We start from the raw sequence: 21,505 nt of genomic DNA, 5'->3' as shown, positions 1-21,505 counted from the left end.
AGAAAGCTGTTGGAAAAGGTGCTGTGTGAAAACATTTTTGGTTCCCCTGACACAGGAAGAGGAAACAGACTGTCTGTGCAGATTAAAAAATGGCGAGCAAGGGGCAAAGGAAGAACTGGTGTTGCACAACATGCGCCTGGTAGCCCATGTCGCAAAAAAATATGTCAGTTCGGAAGAAGAACAGGAGGATCTGATTTCCATCGGTACGATCGGACTGATGAAAGCAGTAGACAGTTTCCGGCCGGAATACGGAAATAAATTTGCAACGTATGCCATCCGGTGTGTGGACAATGAATTGCTGATGCATCTGCGATCAAAGAAAAAACAGCGCAAAGAAGTTTCTATGTTTGAACCGATTGGTACAGACAAAGAAGGAAACCAGATTCAGCTTGTCGATGTGCTGGAGTTTCATGATAAAAATGTAGCAGATGAAGTGACAAAAAGGGAGCAGATGAAAAAAATCTGTACCTTTATGAATGATGTGTTAAGCGAGAGAGAAGCATTTATCATTCGGCGAAGATATGGAATCGGAGGAAATCAGGAACTGACCCAGAGAGAAATCGCGCGGGCACTTGGAATCTCCCGTTCCTATGTTTCCAGGATTGAAAAGAGAGCACTGGAAAAACTTAAAAAAGTGATAAGCGAATAAAGTCGTTGCAAAAAGATGCATTTTATGATAAGGTAAATGCATCTTTTTTCATGCATGTGTCTGTGCAAAATTCCCATTTGTTGGAATGAGGTGAATATGTATAGCCAAATCAGGACATCCATGCTGGATGGAATCTGCGCAATGCCGGTACAGGTAGAGGTGGATATCAGCATGGGAATGCCGGTGTTTGATATGGTAGGATATCTTTCTCCGGAGGTGCGGGAGGCGAAGGAACGAGTGCGTACGGCGCTTCACAATTGCGGAATTCTTCTGCCTGCAAAGCGGATTACCGTAAATCTTTCTCCGGCAAATATAAGGAAAACCGGAACCGGATTTGACCTGCCGATTGCGGTTGCACTGCTGGTTGCCATGGGGCTGGTAAAACCGGAGAAGTGCGTGGACACGATTTTTTCCGGGGAGTTGAATTTAAGTGGACAGTTACTGCCGGTCCGGGGAATTCTGCCGATGGTTTCGGATGGAGTAAAGGAAGGAATTCATAAATTTGTTGTTCCGGCGGATAATCTTATGGAAAGCCGTCTGGTGCAGGGGGCGGATGTCTGCGGATTTCCTGCATTGGAATCGGTGATCGGCTATCTGCAGGATGGCGGTTATAAAGAGCCTGCATATGCAGGCCGGCGGCAGAACAGATCCCATGGGGTGCCGGATTTTTCCGAAGTAAACGGGCAGCAGTTTTTGAAACGGGCAGCGGAAATCGCAGCGTCCGGAATGCACAATATGCTTATGGTCGGGCCGCCGGGAGCCGGAAAAACCATGATCTCCGAGCGAATGGCTACAATCCTGCCGCCACTTACAAAAAAAGAGCAGCTGGAGGTTTCAAAAATATACAGTGTCTGCGGTCTGCTGGCAGACTCCCGGACACTGTTGCAGGAACGGCCGTTTCGCAGTCCGCATCATACGGTCAGCATGGCAGGGCTTGCCGGCGGTGGACGAAGTATCCGGCCGGGAGAGATTTCACTGGCACATCATGGTGTGCTTTTTCTGGATGAACTCCCGGAATTTTCCAAATCAACGATGGAAGTGCTGCGTCAACCGTTGGAGGAACATCAGATTCATTTGACGCGCGCGGTCGGCAGTGTGACCTATCCATCGGATTTTTTACTTCTGGCATCTATGAATCCATGCAATTGCGGATATTATCCGGACCGGAATCGGTGCAGATGCACACAGGCATCCCTGCAGCGGTATTTTGACCGGATTTCCCAGCCGCTGATTGACCGCATGGATCTTTGTGTGGAAGCGCCGATGGTTACGTATGAAGAACTGACGGGAAACGGTAATAATGAGAGTTCAAAGACCATCCGGGACCGGGTGTGTGAGTGTCAGGAACGCCAGATTTTTCGATTCAAAGACGAAAATTTTTCTCACAACAGTGGAATTCCGGCCGCAAAATTAAACCAGTTCTGCCGGCTGGGAGAAAAGGAGCAGCGGTATATGGAAAAAATGTTTCATAAACTGTCACTTACTGCGCGCACCTACCATAAAATCCTCCGGGTGGCACGAACAATTGCCGATACACAAAAGGCGGAAAACATCCGTGTCTGTGATCTGACAGAAGCTGTGTGTTACCGGAGTATCGGGGATAAATTCTGGGGAGGTATGGAAGAATGAGCATGTATGCGTACTGGCTTGCAAATACCGGACTGACCGTACATAAACTGACGGGGCTTATGACAGAAGGGATCGGTGCGGAAGAACTGTATGCCTTGCAGGAGTCCCAAATGAAAAAAATCCGGGTTCTGGATGAAAAGGATGTGGAAAAAATCACACAATCCAGACGGCACTGGGATGTACAGGAGCACTGGGGAAAACTGCAGGGGGAAGGAATCGGTTTTGTCTGCGTGGAAGAAGCACGGTATCCGCAAAAGCTCCGCCGGATTTCTGCAACACCTTATGCGCTGTATTATATTGGCAGGCTGCCGGAAGAAACACGAAAGAGTGTGGCAATTGTCGGGGCGCGGACAAGAAGTGCCTATGGAAGCCAGATTACGGGGAAACTGGCGAGGGCACTTGCGCAGAACCGGATGGATATCATCAGCGGCATGGCGATGGGGATTGATGCTGATGCGCATAGCGGAGCACTGGAAGAAAACGGGGATACCTATGCGGTACTGGGCTGTGGCGTGGATGTGTGTTATCCGAAAAGAAACCGGTATTTATATGAAAAAATGAAGGATCGGGGAGGTATTTTGTCGGAATATCCGCCGGGCACACCGCCGCTGCCGGGATATTTTCCGCAAAGAAACCGTATCATAGCCGGACTTGCGGATTACGTGATTGTGATGGAGGCAAGAAAAAAGAGCGGATCGCTGATTACTGCGGACTATGCCATGGAACAGGGAAAGGAAGTGTATGCCCTTCCCGGGAGAGTTACGGATGCCCTGAGTGAAGGAACCAACCATCTGATCCAGCAGGGCGCCGGCATTTTTGTAAGTGTGGAAGATTTCCTGCAGGAACTGCAATTACAGCCCAAAAATATAACGACACAAATAGACTTTAGAAAAAATCTTCTTGAAAAAGACGAATCGTTGGTGTATGCTTTATTAGATTTTTATCCGGTGGGTCTTGGAACCCTGATCGAAAAAAGTCCCTATGGTCTGGTAGAAATTCTGCCGGTTTTAGAGAGGCTGGAACAGAAAGGGTTCATTCAGGAGACCATTCCGAATTATTATATAAAAACAATTTAGATGATATAAGGAGCACCAAATGGCAAAGTATCTGGTAATCGTGGAGTCACCGGCAAAGGTGAAGACGATTAAAAAATTTCTGGGAAAAAATTATGAGGTCATGGCAAGTAACGGGCATGTGAGAGATCTTCCGAAGAGTCAGCTCGGATTTTCTCCGGAAAATGATTTTGAACCGAAATATATTACGATTCGTGGAAAGGGAGAGATTCTTGCAAAGCTGAGAAAAGAAGTAAAGAAAGCGGATAAAATTTATCTCGCAACTGACCCGGACCGTGAAGGAGAGGCAATTTCCTGGCATTTAACCAAGGCGTTGAAACTGGACGACAAAGATGTCAGCAGAATCAGTTTTAACGAAATTACAAAAACAGCGGTAAAAGCATCCTTAAAGACACCGCGTGAGATTGATATGGATCTGGTTGATGCACAGCAGGCGAGACGTATGCTGGACCGTATGGTTGGTTACCGGATCAGCCCGTTGTTATGGGCAAAAGTAAAAAGAGGGCTGAGTGCCGGTCGTGTACAATCCGTTGCTTTACGGATTGTGTGTGACCGTGAGGAAGAAATTGATGCATTTATTCCGGAGGAGTACTGGTCTTTAGAGGCAAGCCTCCTGCCGGAAGGTGAGAAAAAACCGATTACAGCAAAGCTGCTGGACAAAGGCGGCGAAAAGTTTGAGATTTCTTCCGAGGAACAGATGAATCAGGTGCTTGCGGAATTAAAAGGCAAAGAATTTAAAGTCTGCGATATGAAAAAGGGAGAGCGCACAAAAAAAGCGCCGCTTCCTTTTACAACCAGTACTTTGCAGCAGGAAGCTTCCAAAGCGCTGAATTTCCCGATCTCGAAGACGATGCGGATTGCACAGCAGCTGTATGAAGGTGTGGATATCAAAGGACAGGGAACGGTCGGTATCATCACCTATCTGCGTACGGATTCCGTTCGTATTTCGGAAGAGGCGGATGAAGCAGCGCGTGCCTTTATTTCCGAAAGCTACGGAGAGGAATATCTGTCTGACGGAGAAGGAAGCAAGAAGAGCAATGCAAAGATTCAGGATGCGCACGAAGCGATCCGTCCGACCGATATTAACCGTATTCCGTCCGAGATTAAAGAGTCGTTAAGCCGGGATCAGTTCCGTTTATACCAGCTGATCTGGAAACGCTTTGCCGCAAGCCGTATGGCAAACGCAAAGTATGAGACAACAACCGTTAACATTGCAGCGGGAGATTATACATTCCGCGTTTCTACTTCCAAAGTAGCTTTTGACGGATTTATGCTGGCCTATACGGAAGCAGATGATGAAAAGCAGGAAAAACAGGTACTTTTAAAATCAATTGATAAAGATACAAAATTAAAACTTGAAGAATTCGATCCGAAGCAGCATTTTACACAGCCACCGGCACATTATACGGAAGCTTCGCTGGTAAAAACACTCGAAGAACTCGGAATCGGACGCCCAAGCACCTATTCCCCGACCATCACAACGATCATTGCCAGACGTTATATCACAAAGGAAAATAAGAACCTTTATGTGACAGAGATCGGTTCCGTTGTCAATTCCATTATGAAGGAATCTTTCCCGACTATTGTAGACGAACATTTTACTGCAAATATGGAATCTCTTTTAGACAGTGTTGCGGAAGGACATTTAAACTGGAAAACGGTTGTTGCGAATTTTTATCCGGATCTGGAAGAGGCTGTGGAGGCCGCGGAAAAAGATCTCGAAAAGATTACCATTGAAGATGAAGTGACGGATGAAATCTGTGAAGTGTGTGGCCGCAATATGGTAATCAAGTATGGACCGCATGGAAAGTTCCTGGCATGTCCGGGATTCCCGGAGTGCCGGAATACCAAGCCATATTATGAAAAGATTGGTGTCGCATGTCCGAAATGCGGAAAAGACGTGGTCATCAAAATGACACGCAAGGGCAGAAGATACTATGGATGCATTGATTATCCGGAATGTGATTTCATGAGCTGGGGGCGTCCGGTGGAAAAGAAATGTCCGCGCTGTGGAGGCTATATGGTAGAAAAAGGAAACAAGCTTGCATGTGCGGATGAACATTGCGGTTACACGGAAGCAAAAGAAAAAGAAACAGAATAGTCGTAAATTTTTCAAAAAATATTGAATTGTCTGATAAATAGTGCTACACTCATGATATCTGTGATAAAGACAGGAGGAAAAACATGAGTGTTCAACTTCTAGACAAGACAAGAAAAATAAATAAACTGCTTCATAACAATAATTCGTCCAAGGTGGTATTTAACGATATCTGTGAAGTCCTGACGGGAATTCTTGATTCCAACATCCTTGTAATAAGCAAGAAGGGAAAGGTTTTAGGTTCCAGTGTATGCAAAGGGGTTGAGGAACTGCAGGAACTGATCGTGGATGAAGTCGGCGGATATATTGATGCAGAACTCAATGAGCGTCTTCTGGGAATACTTTCCACAAAAGAGAACGTAAATCTGGAAACGCTCGGATTCGGAGATGAATCCAAAAAGTACCGGGCCATCATTACCCCGATTGATATTGCCGGGGAGCGGCTGGGAACCTTATTTGAATACCGGTGCGAAACGGAATATGACATTGATGACATTATTCTGACAGAGTACGGAACAACGGTGGTAGGGCTGGAAATGATGCGTTCTGTAAACGAAGAGAGCGCAGAGGAAGCGAGAAAGGTTGCAATCGTAAAATCTGCGATCAGCACACTTTCTTTCTCGGAACTTGAGGCAATCACCCACATCTTTGATGAACTGGATGGCAATGAGGGAATTCTTGTTGCAAGCAGAATTGCGGATCGCGTGGGAATTACCCGTTCCGTGATTGTAAATGCACTTCGTAAGTTTGAGAGTGCGGGCGTGATCGAATCGCGTTCTTCCGGCATGAAAGGAACTTACATAAAGGTTGTCAATGACGTGGTTTTCGATGAACTTGCAGAACTGAAAAGAAAAAATGCAAAATAAAGGATGGAACCGAGCGGACAGCAAAAGGACTTGTATGTAAATATAAGTCCTTTTTTGTCATTTTATGTAAAAAACTACTTGTATTTTGCTTGATTTATACTATAATTAGTATGATACGATAATAGGGAATACTAGATAAGGAGGCACAAAATTGCTGAGTACAGATGCTTTCAATTATGTGAATGTTCTGGATAAAGCTGCCGATGCGAGCTGGAGCAGGGAGAACATTCTGACTAACAATATTGCAAATGTAAACACTCCGGGATATAAGAGAAAAGACTTAAATTTTGAAAATACATTAAAAACAGAACTGGGCCGCTGCAAGCATGAGTCCCTGGATTCGAAAATGAAAGACGTGGATCTTTCCAGACTGAATCCATCGATTTATGTGGACAGTTCCAATTACTCCTATCGGCTGGATGGAAGTAATGTAGATATTGATACAGAAGAAGTGGAGCTGGCATCCGAACAGATCCGCTATCAGGGAATCACAGCCGGAATTAACGGACAGTTTGACCGTATGCGTTCCGTGATTAAGTAAGGGGGAAAGATAAATGGCTTTATTTCAGGCGTTTAATATCAGCGCGTCAGGCATGACCGCAGAACGGTTCCGTACCGATATCATTGCGGAGAACATTGCAAATGTAAATACAACATCAACAGAGAGCGGCGGTCCGTACCGACGCAAAATTGTAAATTTTGCAGAACGGAAAGTTACCCCGTTTTCCCAATATTATGCAACTGCATCGCAGAATCCGGCAATCGGAAACGGTGTAAAAGTAACTTCCGTAAAGGAAGATACGGAAACAGATTTCGTGAAAGAATATGATCCTTCCAATCCGGATGCGGATGCGGACGGATATGTATCCTATCCAAATGTAAACACGGTCACGGAAATGACCAATCTGATCGATTCTACCCGTGCATATGAGGCAAATGCGACTGCGTTTGATGCCACAAAGAGTATGGCAACCACGGGACTTTCCATAGGAAAACAATAATAAAAAGTAAGTTATACGAGAGAGGACAAAAGCATGGATATCACACAATTGTCTGGAGTTTCTTCTGACTATCTGAATACATTCGCAAAAAAAGAGGCACTTGTTCCGGGAGACGATGACAGTTTCAGCGCGGTGCTTTCAACAGCGATGAAATCAGTAGATGAAACCAATGACCTGCAAAATACTGCGGAGTCGGAAGAAGTACGGTTCGCACTTGGGGAAGCCGAAAATCCACATGATCTGCTGATTGCAGAGACGAAAGCAAATGTAGCATTGCAGTATACGGTTGCAGTGCGGGATAAACTGATTGACGGATACAAAGAGATTATGCAGATGTCAATCTAGTAAGTGAGGAACGAAAACATGCCAGAACAGTTACAGAAAATCCTTGACCGTGTGGTTGAGTGGTGGAAAAAATTTTCCAATAAACAAAGAATGCTGCTGATCAGCCTTACCGCAGTGGTGATCCTTGCGCTGGTGATACTGGGAGTTGTTGTATCAAGACCGAGTTACACAACACTGATTGACTGCCAGAACGCAAAAGAAGCCAGTCAGGTAAAAGATCTGTTAGACGGCGAAGGTGATATTGATTATAAGGTAACGGATACCACACATTTTGAAGTAAACAAAAAAGATGAGAACAAGGCAAACTGGCTTTTGGGATCCAATAATATTGATACAACGGGATTTGACCTGTCAGATCCGAACATCAAGGATTATATCGACGGAAGTTTTTCTACCACGGAGGCAGATAAACAGAAACTTGCCAAAAGCTATATGGAAGATAAACTGGAGAATGTGCTTGCTGCGAATGACCTGATTGATTCCGCAAAAGTTACACTGGATATTCCGGATGATGACGGTACACTGATTTCGCGGATGCAGGAAAGCTCTGCCAGCGTTTCGCTTGCCCTGAATGGTTCTATGGATTCGGATCAGGCGTATTCGGTGGCGCGCCTTGTGGCAACCGCCCTTGGAAATGATTCCACAGACAAAATTACCATTCTGGATCAGAAGACATCCAAAATCTTGTTTTCGGGAGCAGACCAGGATGATGATGCCACGGTTGTTTCCGACAGTCTGGACATCAAAGACCGCATTAAGAATTCCGTGGTCAATGGTATCAAGGATGTAATGGTCAAATCCGGTATGTATTCGGACGTGCAGGTTGCACCGAATCTTGATATTGATATGTCAAAGGTGGAAAAGGCGGTTCACAATTATTCACACAATGATGGACAGGATCAGGGAGAACTGACAGAAAGCTCTGAGTATAATTCAGAGGCAAAAGGTGGACAGGCTGCCACTCCGGGAACGGATTCCAATGATGATACGCCAACCTATGTGACACAGGATGGCGAGATTACAGAATCTTCCGTGTCGGATGTGGATAAAAAATATTCGCCGAATGAGGAAATTATAAAAACTATTTCAAACGGTGGAGCAATCAACTATGATAACAGTTCCATTGCCGTGACTGCCACACGCTGGGTTGTTTATGATGAGGACGAACTGAAAGATTCCGGGCAGCTGAAAGGGACAACGTTTGAAAAGTTTAAGAGCGCACACAGTGATCCGGTACAGGTGGATGCAACGCAGGATGAAATTGACCTTATCGCAAAAGCTACCGGAATTCAGTCTAGTGCAATCAAACTGGTCTGTTATGAAAGACCGCAGTTTGTGGAATCCCAGAAGAAGGGATTCGGACTCACCGACATTTTACAGATTCTGCTTGCGGTGCTGATTTTTGCGTTGCTGGGGTATGTTGTATTCCGCAGTACCAGAAAACAGAAAGTGGAAGAGCCGGAGCCGGAACTGTCTGTCGATGCCCTGCTGGCGGCTACTTCAGATAACGACGATGAAAATCTGGAAGATATCGGGTATTCGGAAAAATCAGAAACCCGGAAACTTATTGAAAAATTTGTGGATGAAAATCCGGATGCGGCAGCACTTCTGCTTCGCAACTGGTTAAATGATGATTGGGAGTAATTTATGAACAACGACTCATATACTGGAGTACAGAAAGCAGCGATTCTTTTGATTACGCTGGGACCGGAAAAGGCGGCAACCATTTTCAAACATTTAAAGGAAGATGAGATTGAAGAATTAACGCTGGAAATAGCGAATACAAGAAGCGTATCGCCACAGACCAAGGAGGAAGTGCTGGAAGAGTTTTATCAGGTATGCCTCGCACAGCAGTATATTGCGGAAGGCGGTATCGGATACGCAAAAGAACTTCTGGAAAAAGCACTCGGAAACGACAAGGCACAGGGAGTTATTGCAAAACTTACAGCATCTCTTCAGGTTCGTCCGTTCGAATTTATCCGAAAGACAGATCCGGCACAGCTGCTGAATTTTATACAGGATGAACATCCGCAGACGATTGCGATGATCCTTTCGTATCTGGCTCCGGCACAGGCGTCCCAGGTACTGGGAGCTCTGCCACCGGAAAAACAGGCTGATGTTGCAAAACGTATTGCAACTATGGATCGTACTTCTCCGGATGTGATCAAGGAGGTAGAACGCGTACTGGAGCGGAAACTTGCATCTCTTGTAAATCAGGATTACACCATCGTCGGCGGTATTGATGCAATTGTTGGCATTTTGAACAGTGTCGACCGTGGAACAGAGAAACATATTATGGAATCCCTGGAAATCGAAGAGCCGGAACTTGCAGACGAGATCCGCAAAAAGATGTTCGTGTTCGAGGATATTCTTCTGCTCGACGACCGTGCAATTCAGCGTGTGCTGCGTGATGTGGAAAATGCAGATCTGGAGCTTGCGCTTAAGAATACAACGGAAGAAGTACAGAATGTGATCTACAAGAACCTGTCAAAACGTCTGGCTGCAATGATCAAGGAGGATATGGACTTTATGGGTCCTGTTCGTATGAAGGATGTTGAGGAGGCACAGCAGAAGATTGTTGCTGTGATCCGTAAGCTCGAAGATGCCGGAGAGATTGTAATTTCACGTGGCGGAGGTGACGATATCGTTGTCTAATTTACTGAAACAATGTTATGTCGTCAGTTCGGGAACTGGTACAAGAATTATCAATTCCAATGACGGGGTACGCCAGAAATTAAAAGAACTGCAACAGGAACAGGCTCCGGAACAGGTAGATGTATCAGCAGAGGACGGACAGGAGAATGCACCGGCTGGTTTCTCACAGGGGATTCAGGCAAAAACCGTGCAGATTGATGTGGAAGCCCTGCGCAGGGAAGCACTTGAAAAGGCAGCTGTGGAGGCAGATGAGATTACTTCCACGGCAAAAGAAGATGCAGAACGTATCCGTGGGGAAGCGGAAGAAAAAGCCCGTACCCTGTATGAAGAACAAAAGAAACTCGGATACGAAGAGGGTGCCAGATGCCGGGAAGAAGAATTAAACAGGGAACATGAGAAGGCGATGGAGTCTCTTCATGCACAGAAAAAACAACTGGAAGAACAGTATCATGAAAAAATGTCGGTGATGGAAAAAGACATTGTGGACGCTGTGATTCAGGTATTTGATAAAGTGTTTAAGATTCAGTTTGAAGAGAAACGTGAACTTTTACTTCAGCTGGTAAATGGAGCATTACTTGACATTGACCCGGGAGATAAAATACGGATTCACACGAACCGGAGCGATGAGGAAATCCTCAAAGAACATCTTGCACAGATGCAGGATATTGTAGGAAAAGATGTTGCCATTGAATTTGTAAAGGATAATAAATTATCGGATGGACAGTGCAAAATAGAAACCCCGTATGGCGTGGTTGACTGTGGGGTAGACACACAGTTGTCTGCACTGCTGAAGGATATACGTTCACTGGTATAAACGGGAGACGAATTTGGTTAAAGAAGCGGAAAAGTATTTACAGCTGATGGACCGCCAGTATTATAAGAGTTATGGAAAAGTAGTCAAGGTAGTAGGTCTTACCATTGAATCTGTCGGACCAAAGGCACGTATGGGAGATTTGTGTAAAATTTACCCGAACGAGAAGGAAGAGGAATATGTTATCGCGGAAGTGGTCGGTTTTCAGGATTCCAGACTGATCCTGATGCCGGTTGACAGCGTGGAAGGGGTTGGAACCGGATGCATTGTGGAAAATACCGGACATCCCCTGTCAGTTCTGGTTGGAGAAGAACTGCTTGGGCATACGCTGGATGGAATCGGACGCATGACGGATGGAACGGAAGAAATTCACGGTTCGTATTATCCGTTGGAAAATACGCCGCCGGATCCGATGGATCGCCGGATTATCAGCGAGGTACTGCCGCTTGGCGTAAAAGCGGTGGACGGACTGATTACGGTTGGAAAAGGACAGCGTATCGGTGTGTTTGCCGGTTCCGGTGTCGGGAAAAGTACCCTGCTTGGCATGTTTGCAAGAAATACGAAGGCAGACATCAATGTAATCGCACTGATCGGTGAGCGCGGCAGAGAGGTCCGGGAATTTATTGAACGTGACCTTGGTCCGGAGGGAATGGCACGGTCTGTTGTCGTGGTCGCAACGTCAGATAAACCGGCACTGATCCGTAATAAGTGTGCAAAGACTGCAACGGCTGTGGCGGAATATTTCCGTGATCAGGGAAAAGATGTACTGCTTATGATGGATTCCATGACACGATTTTCCCAGGCACAAAGAGAAATCGGACTTGCATCCGGGGAACCACCGGTTACCAGAGGGTATCCGCCGAGTGTGTACGCACAGATGCCAAAACTTCTGGAACGTGCCGGTACAAATGAAAAAGGATCGATCACCGGACTATATACGGTTCTGGTAGATGGAGATGATTTTAATGAGCCAATCACGGATACGGCGCGGGGCATTCTGGATGGACATATTGTTCTCGACCGTAAGCTGGGACATAAAAACCATTATCCGGCAATTGATATTTTACAGAGTATTTCCCGTGTTATGAATTCCATCGTAACAAAGGAACATAAGGCACTTGCCGGAAAATTAAAACAGGTGCTTGCCACATACAGTGAAGCAGAGGATCTGATTAATATCGGAGCCTACAAAAACGGATCGAATCCGGATATTGATTATGCAATCCGAAAGAATAAAGAAGTAAATGAATTTCTGTGTCAGGATACGGAAGAAAAGTTTGCTTTTGATGAAGAAGTGGAACTCTTAAAAAAGGTGTTTGACGACTGATCAATGGACAGAGGTTTTAAATGGCAAAATTTGTTTATCGTATGCAGAACATACTGAACATTAAACAGAAACTGGAGACACAGGCGAAAATGACATACAGCCTGGCAAACCAGAAATATCTGGAGCAGCAGAAGATTCTGCAGGAATATATGGTGCGCAGAGTCGGATATGAGCAGCACTGGAAGAAACTGATGCAGGGAAATTTAAATCTGCAGGAAGTCGAACATGCGCGGGCAGATGTAAATGCCATGAAAACGATTGTCAGACGACAGATGGTAGAAGTCCACAAGGCGGAAAAAGAACTGGAAGATGCCAGAAACCGCTTAAAAACCGTGATGCAGGAACGAAAGGTTCAGGAAAAATTGAGGGAAAAGGCATTTGAAGAATTTAAGCAGGAACTTGCAGAAGCAGAAACGAAAGAAATCGATGAACTTGTAAGTTATACCTATAACAAGGGTGAACAGGGAGAATGATATGGCAGACGAAAGAAACCTTGTCGACGAGGAAGACGCGGTAAAGGAAAACAGCACAAAAAATCGAAGAGAAAAGAAAAAACGGGAAAAGAAAGAAAAAAAAGAAAAAAAGAATGCCAAAGGAAACGCACCGGAACCGGGAGAAGATGAGGATGAAAAGGGAGGCGGCAGGCTGATTCTTGTCCTGACAACCATTTTAATCATTGCGATATGGATGGGAATTATAGGAATTCTGATTAAAACCGATGTCGGAGGATTTGGATCAACGGTGTTATATCCGCTTTTGAAAGATGTCCCTTATGTTAATAAAATCCTCCCACAGCCGGAAGAAACGGTGGAGCAGACCGAGGGCACAGAGCATCAGTATGGGTCTTTAAGCGAGGCCATCAGCCAGATTAAAGAACTGGAAAAAGAACTCGATGAAGCCAGCAGTACAAATAAAAATGACAAAAAAAAGATCAAGGATCTGAAGGCACAGATCAAGGATCTTTCAAAATACAAAGAGGATGAGGCTGCCTTTGAAAAGGAGAAGGAAAAATACTACGAGGAGGTTGTTTTTTCCGATCAGGCACCCGATATACAGCAGTATAAGACATATTATGAGAGCATTGATCCAGAAAATGCCGAAGTCTTATACAAACAAGTGGTTGAACAGATTACCTACGATAGTCAGGTTGAAGATTACGCAAAGACATATTCCAACATGAAGCCTCAGGAGGCGGCCAGCATCTTTGATACGATGACGGACAATCTGGGGCTTGTGGCTGACATTCTCATGAATATGGGAACACAGCAGAGGGCGGATATTCTTGGCAAGATGGATGCAACGACTGCGGCGAAGCTGACAGAGATCATGGAACCTAGCAAGAAAAAGTAGGAAATCTGTAAATGACAGAAAGGAGGAACGTGTTTGACAAGTGCAAATGTATTTAATTTGAATTCTGTAAAGCAGGGTCAGGTATTAAATGCAAATGCTGCAAAAGGCAGATCAAAAGCTGAAAATCCGGATGCGGCAGGCGTGTTTGCTTCACTGATGGGCAGTAACTACTCTACAAATTTTAATATGCCGTCCGTGGATACAAAAATAAACAACAATGTATTACAGCAGACAAATGCGGCAGATAATTACGACCGGTATCAGTATCAGGATAATACCATCCGTCAGGCAGCCGGAGATGTTGTCACAGACGTGATTGGCAATTCGGCAGATACTTTGGATCAGTTCCAGAGTGATGTTGTCAGGACGGTGGCCGAACAATTGGGTGTTTCGGAAGATTCTGTAAAAGATATGATGGAGTCGCTGGGACTTACAGCTTTTGATCTCCTGAATCCGGAAAATCTTGCACAGCTTGCAATGCAGCTGACAGGAGAGACTTCTCCGATGGATTTACTGATGAATGACCAGTTTCAGGGGCTGATGCAGCAGATTGACCAGCTGGGAGGACAGCTTGCAAATGAGCTGGAACTTCAGCCGGCACAGATGGATGAACTAATTGCGCAGATGGATATTCTGCAGACACCGGAAACTCTGACCGATGAAGAAATGCAGATATTGAACGATGCGGCAGGACAGCAGACAACAGCAGATACTGTTTCGACAGATATTATGCCGGAGCTTGCGCAGACCGATGAGGTACAGCCGATGGATAAACAGGCGGATGTATTTCAGGAAGAACCAAAATCGGATGAAGTACGCACACAGCAGCCACAGGCACAGGATACAAAGCAGACGACAGAACAGCAGACGGATACCGGAGATGCGGATGCAGATGCGCAGACCGGAGATCAGATGAAATCGGCACAGCCGGAAAAAATGACGGCAGACCGAAGCAGTTCCGATGTGGCAAAGACACAGACGGTCGTGCAGATGCAGGATACCGCCGGGGTACCGACAGCGGATACCGTGGCAGATATAACGCCGGAGACATCTTATGTTTCCATTGATACAATGGATTTACTTGAACAGGTGGCAGAACAGATCCGCGTGAATGTTTCGGAGGGAACTTCATCGATGGAGATGCAGCTGAATCCGGAAAATCTCGGAAAAGTGTATGTAAATATTTCTTCCAAGGAAGGCGTTATTCATGCACAGCTGGCAGCTTCTAATGAAGCAGTCCGTGCAGCCCTTGAAACGCAGGTGGCAGATCTGCGGCAGAATTTAAATCAGGCAGGTGTCAAAGTTGACGCCGTAGAAGTAACCGTTGCTTCTCATGAATTCGAAAAGAATCTGGAACAGAACCAGGAGAGTGAAAAGCAGCAGGGAGAAAGACAGCAGGAGCAGTCCGGAGGCAGAAGAAGAAACTTAAATCTGTCCTCACTGGATGGATTGTCAGGACTGATGACAGAAGAAGAAACTCTTGCAGCACAAATGATGCGGGAGAATGGAAATTCCATGGATGTAACCGCATAGAAAGGAGAAAAAATGGCAGATACGACAACTTCCGCACTGAATTGGGCAACTGTGGAAAACGGAAAAGTAAAAACGACAACATCGAAAAAAAGCGATGAGTCCAACAACGGAACCATGGGATATGATCAGTTCCTTACATTACTTTGTGCGGAAATGCAGTACCAGGACCCGCTCGAGCCTACCAGCAATACCGAATATGTGGCACAGCTTGCAACGTTCTCACAGTTAGAGGCAATGCTTGGCATGCAGGATACACAGAAAAACGAGATGGCAAACAATCTGGTTGGAAAATATGTAATCTTAAAGGTTTCGGACGAAACAACCGGAAAAACTTCTTATGTGGACGGTAAAGTAGATTATGTCATGTATCAGGAAGACGGATCACAGATGCTCAGTGTCAACAATAAGCTGTATTCCATCGATACGCTTGATACGGTGGCCGACAGTGATTACTATGAAGCGATTGGTTATGCCAAGACCATTTCAAACATGCTGGCACAGCTTCCGGATATTGAAAATATTACGACCAAGTATTCCGGTGCGATAGAACAGATCCGTAAGGTATACGATGGCATGACGGATTATCAGAAGAGCTTTGTAAGTGAGTCTGATCTTGCAAAACTGAAGAAGTATGAGCAGAAGATCAAAGATCTGGGTGGAGATACCTCAGACGATACAAAGACGGATGATACCAAAACAGATACGGATACGAAAACCGATGATACCAAGACTGATACGGATACCAAGACCGATGACACAAAAACGGATGACTCGAAGACAGAGAATGGTTCCGATCAGAAGAGTGACGAGACAACAGGTGCATAGGAAAGGGGAGAAAAAAGATGAACCCGATCAGCAAACAGTTTTCGTCGATCGAACAGGTAACCGGCCAGTATTTAAAACAGAAAAACGTAACCAGTCCGTCAAAGACGTCGGATGTTTCATTCGAAGATGTCTTACGGCAACAGCAACAGTTAAAGTTTTCAAAGCATGCCTCGCAGCGGTTAGAAAGCAGAAATATCAGCTTATCCGAGGAACAGAATGCCAGACTCGAAGACGGAGTGGAACAGGCACATGCCAAGGGGATTAAGGATTCCCTTGTTCTGGTAGATTCGCTTGCTTTTATTGTGAATGTGCCCAGTAAAACCGTTGTTACCGCAATGGATCAGACGGAAACACAATCAAATACTTTTACAAATATAGATGGCGCAGTTATTATGTAACCGGACCTTATGGAGGTTACAGGAATCCCGACTGACAGAAGGATTTCAAAACCATATTGCCATCTAAGGAGGTCAATGTACTATGATGAGATCATTATTCTCTGCTGTGTCAGGTCTTAAGACACACCAGACGAGAATGGATGTAATTGGTAACAATATTGCCAATGTAAATACCGAAGCGTTCAAAGCTTCCAGCGTAAGATTCAGTGAACTGATGTACCAGACAATGTCCACCGCATCCGGTGGGGATGCGTCAACCGGTACGGGTGGTGTCAATGCCAAGCAGGTTGGTCTTGGTGTAAGCACGGCATCTACCATGATCAATATTACCGGGGCAGGTTCTTCCGAGACAACCGGATACCCGTTTGATTTAAAACTCAGCGACAGCCAGACCACAAACTTCTTTATTGTCAGCGATGGAACAAATACCATGTTTACCCGTGCAGGTTCGTTCTATGTAGATGGAAACGGCTACCTGTGTATGAGTTCTACCGGATATACGGTACAGGGATGGCAGGTAGACAAAACGACAGGTGAGATCCACAAAGATACGGTTTCTCCCCTGCAGGTGATGTCACCGTCCAACACGACATCCGCTCCGGAGGCAACGACAGAGGCTCATGTGCATGGAATTCTGGATAAGGAAGATACCGATGTCACCGGAAAAGACGGCTATGTTATGACTCTTGGATTTTATGATGATCTGGGATATTCCTATACGGCTAAGTTTGCGGTATCGACACCGAAGACAACTCAGGGATTAGGCACTGGAAATAATTATTTTATCAGTTTAACGGATATTATTGATTCGAAGGGAAATTCTATTGTCACAAAAGACGAAAATGGAAATGCAATAAAAGACGAAGCTGGTAAGCGTAAGATGCTTGATTCGATCTGGGGAGATGACGGGAAACAGGATGATACGAATGGACCGAAGGGCTATTATATGAAATATGATTCCAATAAGGGTACATTTGTAAGTATTGGCGATGGTTCGAATACAACAGCTGGTACGAAGGCTGTAACGGCGAAATCCTTAAAACTTTCTGCCCTGGGAACACAGTATACAACAAATAATGCAGACGGAACGACACAAAAATCCAATTTTAAGGACATCAATGTAGATTTTTCCACTTCCACCAATGTAGGCCATGGCGGAAAGTCAACACTGAAAGTAGAAAAAGGAACTTCTGTTGGAAAAGAAACCGGTAAGAAGAATGGTGCAATGATCGGACTTGCTGTAGACCAGAGCGGTAAGATTTATGCAAGCTATGACAATGGTAACACCGAACTTCTCGGACAGATCGCAGTGGCACAGTTTGCCAATGCTTCCGGTCTTGAAAAAATTGGTGATAACTGCTATCAGACAACCTTAAACTCCGGCGAGTTTGACGGTGTGGGTGTAGCTGTGGATGCGGATGGAAGCAAGATCAATTCCGGACAGCTGGAAATGTCAAACGTTGACCTTTCCGGACAGTTTACCGATATGATCATTACGCAGCGTGGATTTCAGGCAAATTCGCGTGTTATCACAGTTTCCGACACATTACTGGAAGAATTAATCAACTTAAAGAGATAGTTTGAAAAAATAGTTGGGAAATGGTTTTTTGACTGTTTCCCAACATTTTTTTGTGATTTTATACCCTTTTTAACAAAAAGGAAGTAGACAAGAGAGAGAAAGTTTAGTAAAATCATATAAAAGGGTATTTTGATGGATTTTGTCGGAAGATCCATCGGAATTCCTAATTTTAGAAAATGGAAGGTGTAGTTCATGGATATAGCATCACTGCTTTCAATTATCGGCGGAATTGCCATGGTTATCTTTGGCGTCCTCAGTAGTAACAGTTTTGACATCACTGCGATGCAGATGTACATTGATCCGGCATCTGTTGTCATTACGTTTGGTGGATCTATCTGTAGTACGATTGGGTGTTTCAAGCTTGCAGATGGAATCAACGGATTCAAGTCAATTTCACTCCCGTTCAAGGATAAAACATATGATCCGTCACAGACCATCCGGACAATTATTGACATGTCAAATGTCGGAAGAAAAGAAGGTCTGCTTGCACTTGAAGAAGCTGCAAACGGAATTGAAGACGAATTCCTGAAAAAAGGAATCATGCTTGTAGTAGATGGCACCGATCCGGAGCTGGTTCGTGGGATTCTGGAAACGGATATGGTGTGTCTGGAAACCCGTCACAAGGATGTGATTAAGTTTTGGGAAAAATGGGGCGAGATGGGTCCTGCCTGGGGTATGATTGGTACCCTGCTCGGACTGATCGCCATGTTAAATAAACTTTCCGATCCGTCTGCGATCGGACCACAGATGTCTGTAGCACTGGTTACGACACTGTACGGTTCCCTGATTGCAAACTGGTTATGTGCCCCGATTGCCGGAAAACTTTCCGTAAACAATGATATGGAAGTGGTAAACCGTCAGATCACCATTGAAGGTTTGCTGTCCATTCAGGCAGGAGAAAATCCACGCGTTATTGAGGAAAAATTAAAGTCATTCCTTTCACCGTCTGTAAGAGAGGGTGTTCTTGAAAACGGCGGAGGAGGTGAAGAGTAGTGGCAAAAAAGAAACAGGAAGATCCGCCAAAAGGAGCGCCGGCATGGATGAATACTTTCTCGGATCTGATGAATCTTTTGCTCTGCTTCTTCGTACTTTTGTTTTCCATGTCGACAGTAGATACTGACAAGTTAGAGGCGGTTGTTGCATCACTGCAGAACGCCATCAGCATTCTTCCGACCGGAGGCACAAGCATTGGAGAGGGAGAGATGATTTCTGCCGGTGTCCGCCAGCTGGAATTTCTGGATTCTTACTACAATGAGATGGCAAATTCCAAAGCAGAGAATACCGATGAGCAGACAGATGGCAAACTGTCTGCACAGGAACAGTACGAGCAGCAGCAACTTGCGGAATCTGAAAAGATGGCAGATGAAATCCAACAGGAACTTGATAATTCACAGCTGTCCGGAAAGGTGGATGTGGATTTCAATGCAGAGTATGTAAAACTGAATCTGAATGGTTCCATTTTGTTTGCATCCGGTAAGGCTGATCTCGTTAAACAGGCAGTCCCGATTGTAAACAAGCTTGGAAAGATTCTTGAAAAATATAACAAGAATGTGATAGAGATAGAAGGACATACCGATAATGTTCCGATCCGCTATTCTGCAAAATATGAAAATAACGAGGTTCTTTCGGTGTACCGTGCACTTGCTGTCACGGATCAGCTCAGAAAAAATAAAAACTTAAATCCCAAGTACATTAAGTTTGCGGGAAGAGGAGATTACATACCGGTTGCTGACAACAGTACCGCAGAGGGACGTGCGCAGAACCGGCGCGTAGAAATAAAAATTTATAACTCATTCAATTCAAATGTGAAAGAAAATAACTAAGAGGAGTAAGCAATGAAGAAGAATTTAATTTCAGTCGTAATTCTGGCACTTGTGTTTGCAAATTTTGTTTTGACAGCACTTTTGATGTTTTCGGTATTACCGGAGACAAAAAAAGCAAATACGCTGATCGAAAAAGTGTGTTCCGCAATTGATCTGGATTTAAACAGTGGTGCGGCTACCGGAACCAGCAATATTTCCATTGATGATCAGGAAATTTATAAAGTCAGCGAAGGGGAAGACCTGACAACAAACCTTGCAGAAGGAAAAGACGGAAAGACTCATTATGCAGTACTGAATGTATCACTTGTTCTGAACAAGAAGAGCGACAATTACAAGAAATACACACAGGATTTCCTGACAAATCAGGATGATACAATCAAAAATGATATTATCAAAGTGGTAAGTGGATATACATTTGAGCAGTTTAACCAGAATTCAGATGCAATTAAGGACACGATCCTTGAAGATATGCAGAATTTATTCGGCAAAGATTATGTGATCGGAGTAAACTTCTCCAAACTGACAGCACAATAGGATTTTTACAGGTGGTGAAAGACTGATGGGTGACGTATTATCCCAAAATGAGATAGACAACTTGCTGGCGGCACTTAGTACCGGTGAGCTGGATGTGGATGAAATAAAAGACAATAATGAAAAAAAGGTAAAAGAGTACGATTTTGCCCGTCCTTCCAAATTTTCCAAGGAACATCTGCGTACCATGGAAATGATATTTGAACATTATGGCAGACTTTTATCTACGAACCTGCCCGTATATTTACGGAAAAATGTTCAGGTAGAGGTGGTGAATTCAGAAGCGGTTACGTATTCTGAATTTTCCAATGCACTGTCAAATCCGGTTCTTTTGGGAATTGTGAATTTTGCACCCCTCAAGGGAAATATTATTTTGGAAATGGCATCGAATCTGGGGTATGCGATTGTTGACCGTATGCTCGGTGGCAGAGGAGATCCTATGGACAAAGTCCGTGAGTTCTCGGAAATCGAACTTTTGATTATCGAACGGATTATGATTGTGTGCGTCAACCTTTTGCGGGAACCATGGGAAAACGTGGCGGATATTCATCCCCGGTTAGAGAGAATTGAAACCAATTCCCAGTATGCACAGATTATTTCTCCGAGTGAAATGATTGCGATTGTGACAATTAACCTTAAGATCGGGGAAGTGGAAGGCCTGATGAATGTCTGCCTTCCGTATCTGACCCTTGAGGATGTCATTGATAAGCTGAATACGAAGTACTGGTATTCAAATCTGCAGAATCAGGACAATACCGATTACACGGAATCCATTGAGACCCTGATTCGGCGCGCACAGATACCGGTCAAAGCTGTTCTTGGAAACAGTATGATATCGGTAAATGATTTTGCCATGCTGCAGCCGGGAGATATTATCCGGCTGGATCGCAAGGTGGAGGATGAATTGGATATTTATGTTGGAAATATTCGGAAATTTACTGCACTTCCCGGATCATCGGGGGATAAATATGCAGTCAGGGTCACTTCGGTGATCAGAGAGGAGCAATAAACT

Annotated in this window: 22 protein-coding genes; all 22 read left to right on the top strand. The window is 44.7% G+C overall.

Annotation, left to right across the window (positions count from 1 at the left end; all coding sequences use genetic code 11):
• Positions 1–25 precede the first annotated feature (25 nt).
• The 22 genes from sigK to fliM all read left to right on the top strand — a co-directional run bounded on the left by sigK (position 26) and on the right by fliM (position 21,502).
• Positions 26–649 (top strand): RNA polymerase sporulation sigma factor SigK, encoded by a 624-nt coding sequence (sigK, locus tag M72_RS08800; protein ID WP_055067922.1) that lies wholly within the window; start codon positions 26–28, stop codon positions 647–649.
• Positions 650–745: 96 nt separating this feature from the next.
• A complete protein-coding gene (locus M72_RS08795) occupies positions 746–2,278 on the top strand; it encodes a YifB family Mg chelatase-like AAA ATPase (RefSeq protein ID WP_055067921.1) in 1,533 nt (510 codons plus the stop codon).
• Complete coding sequence (dprA, locus tag M72_RS08790; RefSeq protein ID WP_141652710.1) at positions 2,275–3,354, top strand: DNA-processing protein DprA; 1,080 nt, start codon at positions 2,275–2,277, stop codon at positions 3,352–3,354. Before M72_RS08795 ends, dprA begins: the two co-directional genes overlap by 4 nt.
• A 19-nt stretch (positions 3,355–3,373) precedes the next feature.
• On the top strand, positions 3,374–5,452 hold the full coding sequence (gene topA / locus M72_RS08785; RefSeq protein WP_055067920.1) for a type I DNA topoisomerase: 2,079 nt from the start codon (positions 3,374–3,376) through the stop codon (positions 5,450–5,452).
• Positions 5,453–5,535: 83 nt separating this feature from the next.
• Entirely contained in the window at positions 5,536–6,315 is a 780-nt protein-coding gene (gene codY / locus M72_RS08780; RefSeq protein ID WP_055067919.1) for a GTP-sensing pleiotropic transcriptional regulator CodY, read from the top strand.
• Between the two features lie 151 nt (positions 6,316–6,466).
• The gene (gene flgB / locus M72_RS08775) at positions 6,467–6,856 is read left to right on the top strand and encodes a flagellar basal body rod protein FlgB (protein ID WP_055067918.1); all 390 of its coding nucleotides are present in this window, start codon (positions 6,467–6,469) and stop codon (positions 6,854–6,856) included.
• A 13-nt stretch (positions 6,857–6,869) separates the two neighbouring features.
• Positions 6,870–7,316: a flagellar basal body rod protein FlgC gene (gene flgC / locus M72_RS08770; protein WP_022046700.1), complete on the top strand. Its 447-nt coding sequence runs from the start codon at positions 6,870–6,872 to the stop codon at positions 7,314–7,316.
• A gap of 33 nt (positions 7,317–7,349) precedes the next feature.
• The gene (gene fliE, locus M72_RS08765; protein WP_022046699.1) at positions 7,350–7,661 is read left to right on the top strand and encodes a flagellar hook-basal body complex protein FliE; all 312 of its coding nucleotides are present in this window, start codon (positions 7,350–7,352) and stop codon (positions 7,659–7,661) included.
• 18 nt (positions 7,662–7,679) lie between these two features.
• Positions 7,680–9,305 (top strand): flagellar M-ring protein FliF C-terminal domain-containing protein, encoded by a 1,626-nt coding sequence (locus M72_RS08760; RefSeq protein WP_055067917.1) that lies wholly within the window; start codon positions 7,680–7,682, stop codon positions 9,303–9,305.
• A gap of 3 nt (positions 9,306–9,308) precedes the next feature.
• Positions 9,309–10,316, top strand: a complete 1,008-nt coding sequence (gene fliG / locus M72_RS08755; RefSeq protein WP_022046697.1) for a flagellar motor switch protein FliG — start codon at positions 9,309–9,311, stop codon at positions 10,314–10,316.
• Entirely contained in the window at positions 10,309–11,130 is an 822-nt protein-coding gene (locus M72_RS08750) for a FliH/SctL family protein (protein ID WP_055067916.1), read from the top strand. Before fliG ends, M72_RS08750 begins: the two co-directional genes overlap by 8 nt.
• Positions 11,131–11,143: 13 nt before the next feature.
• Positions 11,144–12,454 carry a flagellar protein export ATPase FliI gene (gene fliI, locus M72_RS08745; RefSeq protein WP_022046695.1) on the top strand — a complete coding sequence of 437 codons (1,311 nt, stop codon included), beginning with the start codon at positions 11,144–11,146 and terminating at the stop codon, positions 12,452–12,454.
• Positions 12,455–12,474: 20 nt separating this feature from the next.
• The gene (fliJ, locus tag M72_RS08740) at positions 12,475–12,927 is read left to right on the top strand and encodes a flagellar export protein FliJ (protein WP_022046694.1); all 453 of its coding nucleotides are present in this window, start codon (positions 12,475–12,477) and stop codon (positions 12,925–12,927) included.
• Between the two features lies 1 nt (position 12,928).
• Positions 12,929–13,804: a MotE family protein gene (locus tag M72_RS08735; protein ID WP_055067915.1), complete on the top strand. Its 876-nt coding sequence runs from the start codon at positions 12,929–12,931 to the stop codon at positions 13,802–13,804.
• Positions 13,805–13,837: 33 nt separating this feature from the next.
• Positions 13,838–15,337 carry a flagellar hook-length control protein FliK gene (locus tag M72_RS08730; RefSeq protein WP_055067914.1) on the top strand — a complete coding sequence of 500 codons (1,500 nt, stop codon included), beginning with the start codon at positions 13,838–13,840 and terminating at the stop codon, positions 15,335–15,337.
• Positions 15,338–15,349: 12 nt separating this feature from the next.
• Positions 15,350–16,162: a flagellar hook capping FlgD N-terminal domain-containing protein gene (locus tag M72_RS08725; protein WP_055067913.1), complete on the top strand. Its 813-nt coding sequence runs from the start codon at positions 15,350–15,352 to the stop codon at positions 16,160–16,162.
• 17 nt (positions 16,163–16,179) lie between these two features.
• Entirely contained in the window at positions 16,180–16,560 is a 381-nt protein-coding gene (locus M72_RS08720) for a TIGR02530 family flagellar biosynthesis protein (protein ID WP_055067912.1), read from the top strand.
• An 82-nt stretch (positions 16,561–16,642) separates the two neighbouring features.
• A complete protein-coding gene (locus tag M72_RS08715) occupies positions 16,643–18,139 on the top strand; it encodes a flagellar hook protein FlgE (protein WP_055067911.1) in 1,497 nt (498 codons plus the stop codon).
• A gap of 192 nt (positions 18,140–18,331) precedes the next feature.
• On the top strand, positions 18,332–19,132 hold the full coding sequence (locus M72_RS08710) for a motility protein A (RefSeq protein WP_022046689.1): 801 nt from the start codon (positions 18,332–18,334) through the stop codon (positions 19,130–19,132).
• Positions 19,132–19,962: an OmpA/MotB family protein gene (locus tag M72_RS08705; RefSeq protein ID WP_022046688.1), complete on the top strand. Its 831-nt coding sequence runs from the start codon at positions 19,132–19,134 to the stop codon at positions 19,960–19,962. The genes M72_RS08710 and M72_RS08705 overlap by 1 nt, the downstream gene beginning before the upstream one ends.
• Positions 19,963–19,974: 12 nt before the next feature.
• Positions 19,975–20,496, top strand: a complete 522-nt coding sequence (locus M72_RS08700) for a flagellar basal body-associated FliL family protein (RefSeq protein WP_022046687.1) — start codon at positions 19,975–19,977, stop codon at positions 20,494–20,496.
• A gap of 25 nt (positions 20,497–20,521) precedes the next feature.
• Positions 20,522–21,502, top strand: a complete 981-nt coding sequence (gene fliM, locus M72_RS08695) for a flagellar motor switch protein FliM (protein ID WP_022046686.1) — start codon at positions 20,522–20,524, stop codon at positions 21,500–21,502.
• Positions 21,503–21,505 lie beyond the last annotated feature (3 nt).

The sequence above is a fragment of the Roseburia faecis genome, from assembly GCF_001406815.1.
In the GTDB taxonomy this organism is placed as follows: domain Bacteria; phylum Bacillota; class Clostridia; order Lachnospirales; family Lachnospiraceae; genus Roseburia; species Roseburia faecis.
Note: the sequence above shows the minus strand (reverse complement) of the source record. Positions and strands in the feature narration are given on the sequence as shown.

Coding starts and splice junctions, on each gene's coding strand:
- M72_RS08795 (WP_055067921.1), top strand. CDS start 746: ATGTATAGCCAAATCAGGACATCCATGCTGGATGGAATCTGCGCAATG.
- dprA (WP_141652710.1), top strand. CDS start 2,275: ATGAGCATGTATGCGTACTGGCTTGCAAATACCGGACTGACCGTACAT.
- topA (WP_055067920.1), top strand. CDS start 3,374: ATGGCAAAGTATCTGGTAATCGTGGAGTCACCGGCAAAGGTGAAGACG.
- codY (WP_055067919.1), top strand. CDS start 5,536: ATGAGTGTTCAACTTCTAGACAAGACAAGAAAAATAAATAAACTGCTT.
- flgC (WP_022046700.1), top strand. CDS start 6,870: ATGGCTTTATTTCAGGCGTTTAATATCAGCGCGTCAGGCATGACCGCA.
- fliE (WP_022046699.1), top strand. CDS start 7,350: ATGGATATCACACAATTGTCTGGAGTTTCTTCTGACTATCTGAATACA.
- M72_RS08760 (WP_055067917.1), top strand. CDS start 7,680: ATGCCAGAACAGTTACAGAAAATCCTTGACCGTGTGGTTGAGTGGTGG.
- fliG (WP_022046697.1), top strand. CDS start 9,309: ATGAACAACGACTCATATACTGGAGTACAGAAAGCAGCGATTCTTTTG.
- fliJ (WP_022046694.1), top strand. CDS start 12,475: ATGGCAAAATTTGTTTATCGTATGCAGAACATACTGAACATTAAACAG.
- M72_RS08735 (WP_055067915.1), top strand. CDS start 12,929: ATGGCAGACGAAAGAAACCTTGTCGACGAGGAAGACGCGGTAAAGGAA.
- M72_RS08725 (WP_055067913.1), top strand. CDS start 15,350: ATGGCAGATACGACAACTTCCGCACTGAATTGGGCAACTGTGGAAAAC.
- M72_RS08720 (WP_055067912.1), top strand. CDS start 16,180: ATGAACCCGATCAGCAAACAGTTTTCGTCGATCGAACAGGTAACCGGC.
- M72_RS08715 (WP_055067911.1), top strand. CDS start 16,643: ATGATGAGATCATTATTCTCTGCTGTGTCAGGTCTTAAGACACACCAG.
- M72_RS08710 (WP_022046689.1), top strand. CDS start 18,332: ATGGATATAGCATCACTGCTTTCAATTATCGGCGGAATTGCCATGGTT.
- M72_RS08700 (WP_022046687.1), top strand. CDS start 19,975: ATGAAGAAGAATTTAATTTCAGTCGTAATTCTGGCACTTGTGTTTGCA.
- fliM (WP_022046686.1), top strand. CDS start 20,522: ATGGGTGACGTATTATCCCAAAATGAGATAGACAACTTGCTGGCGGCA.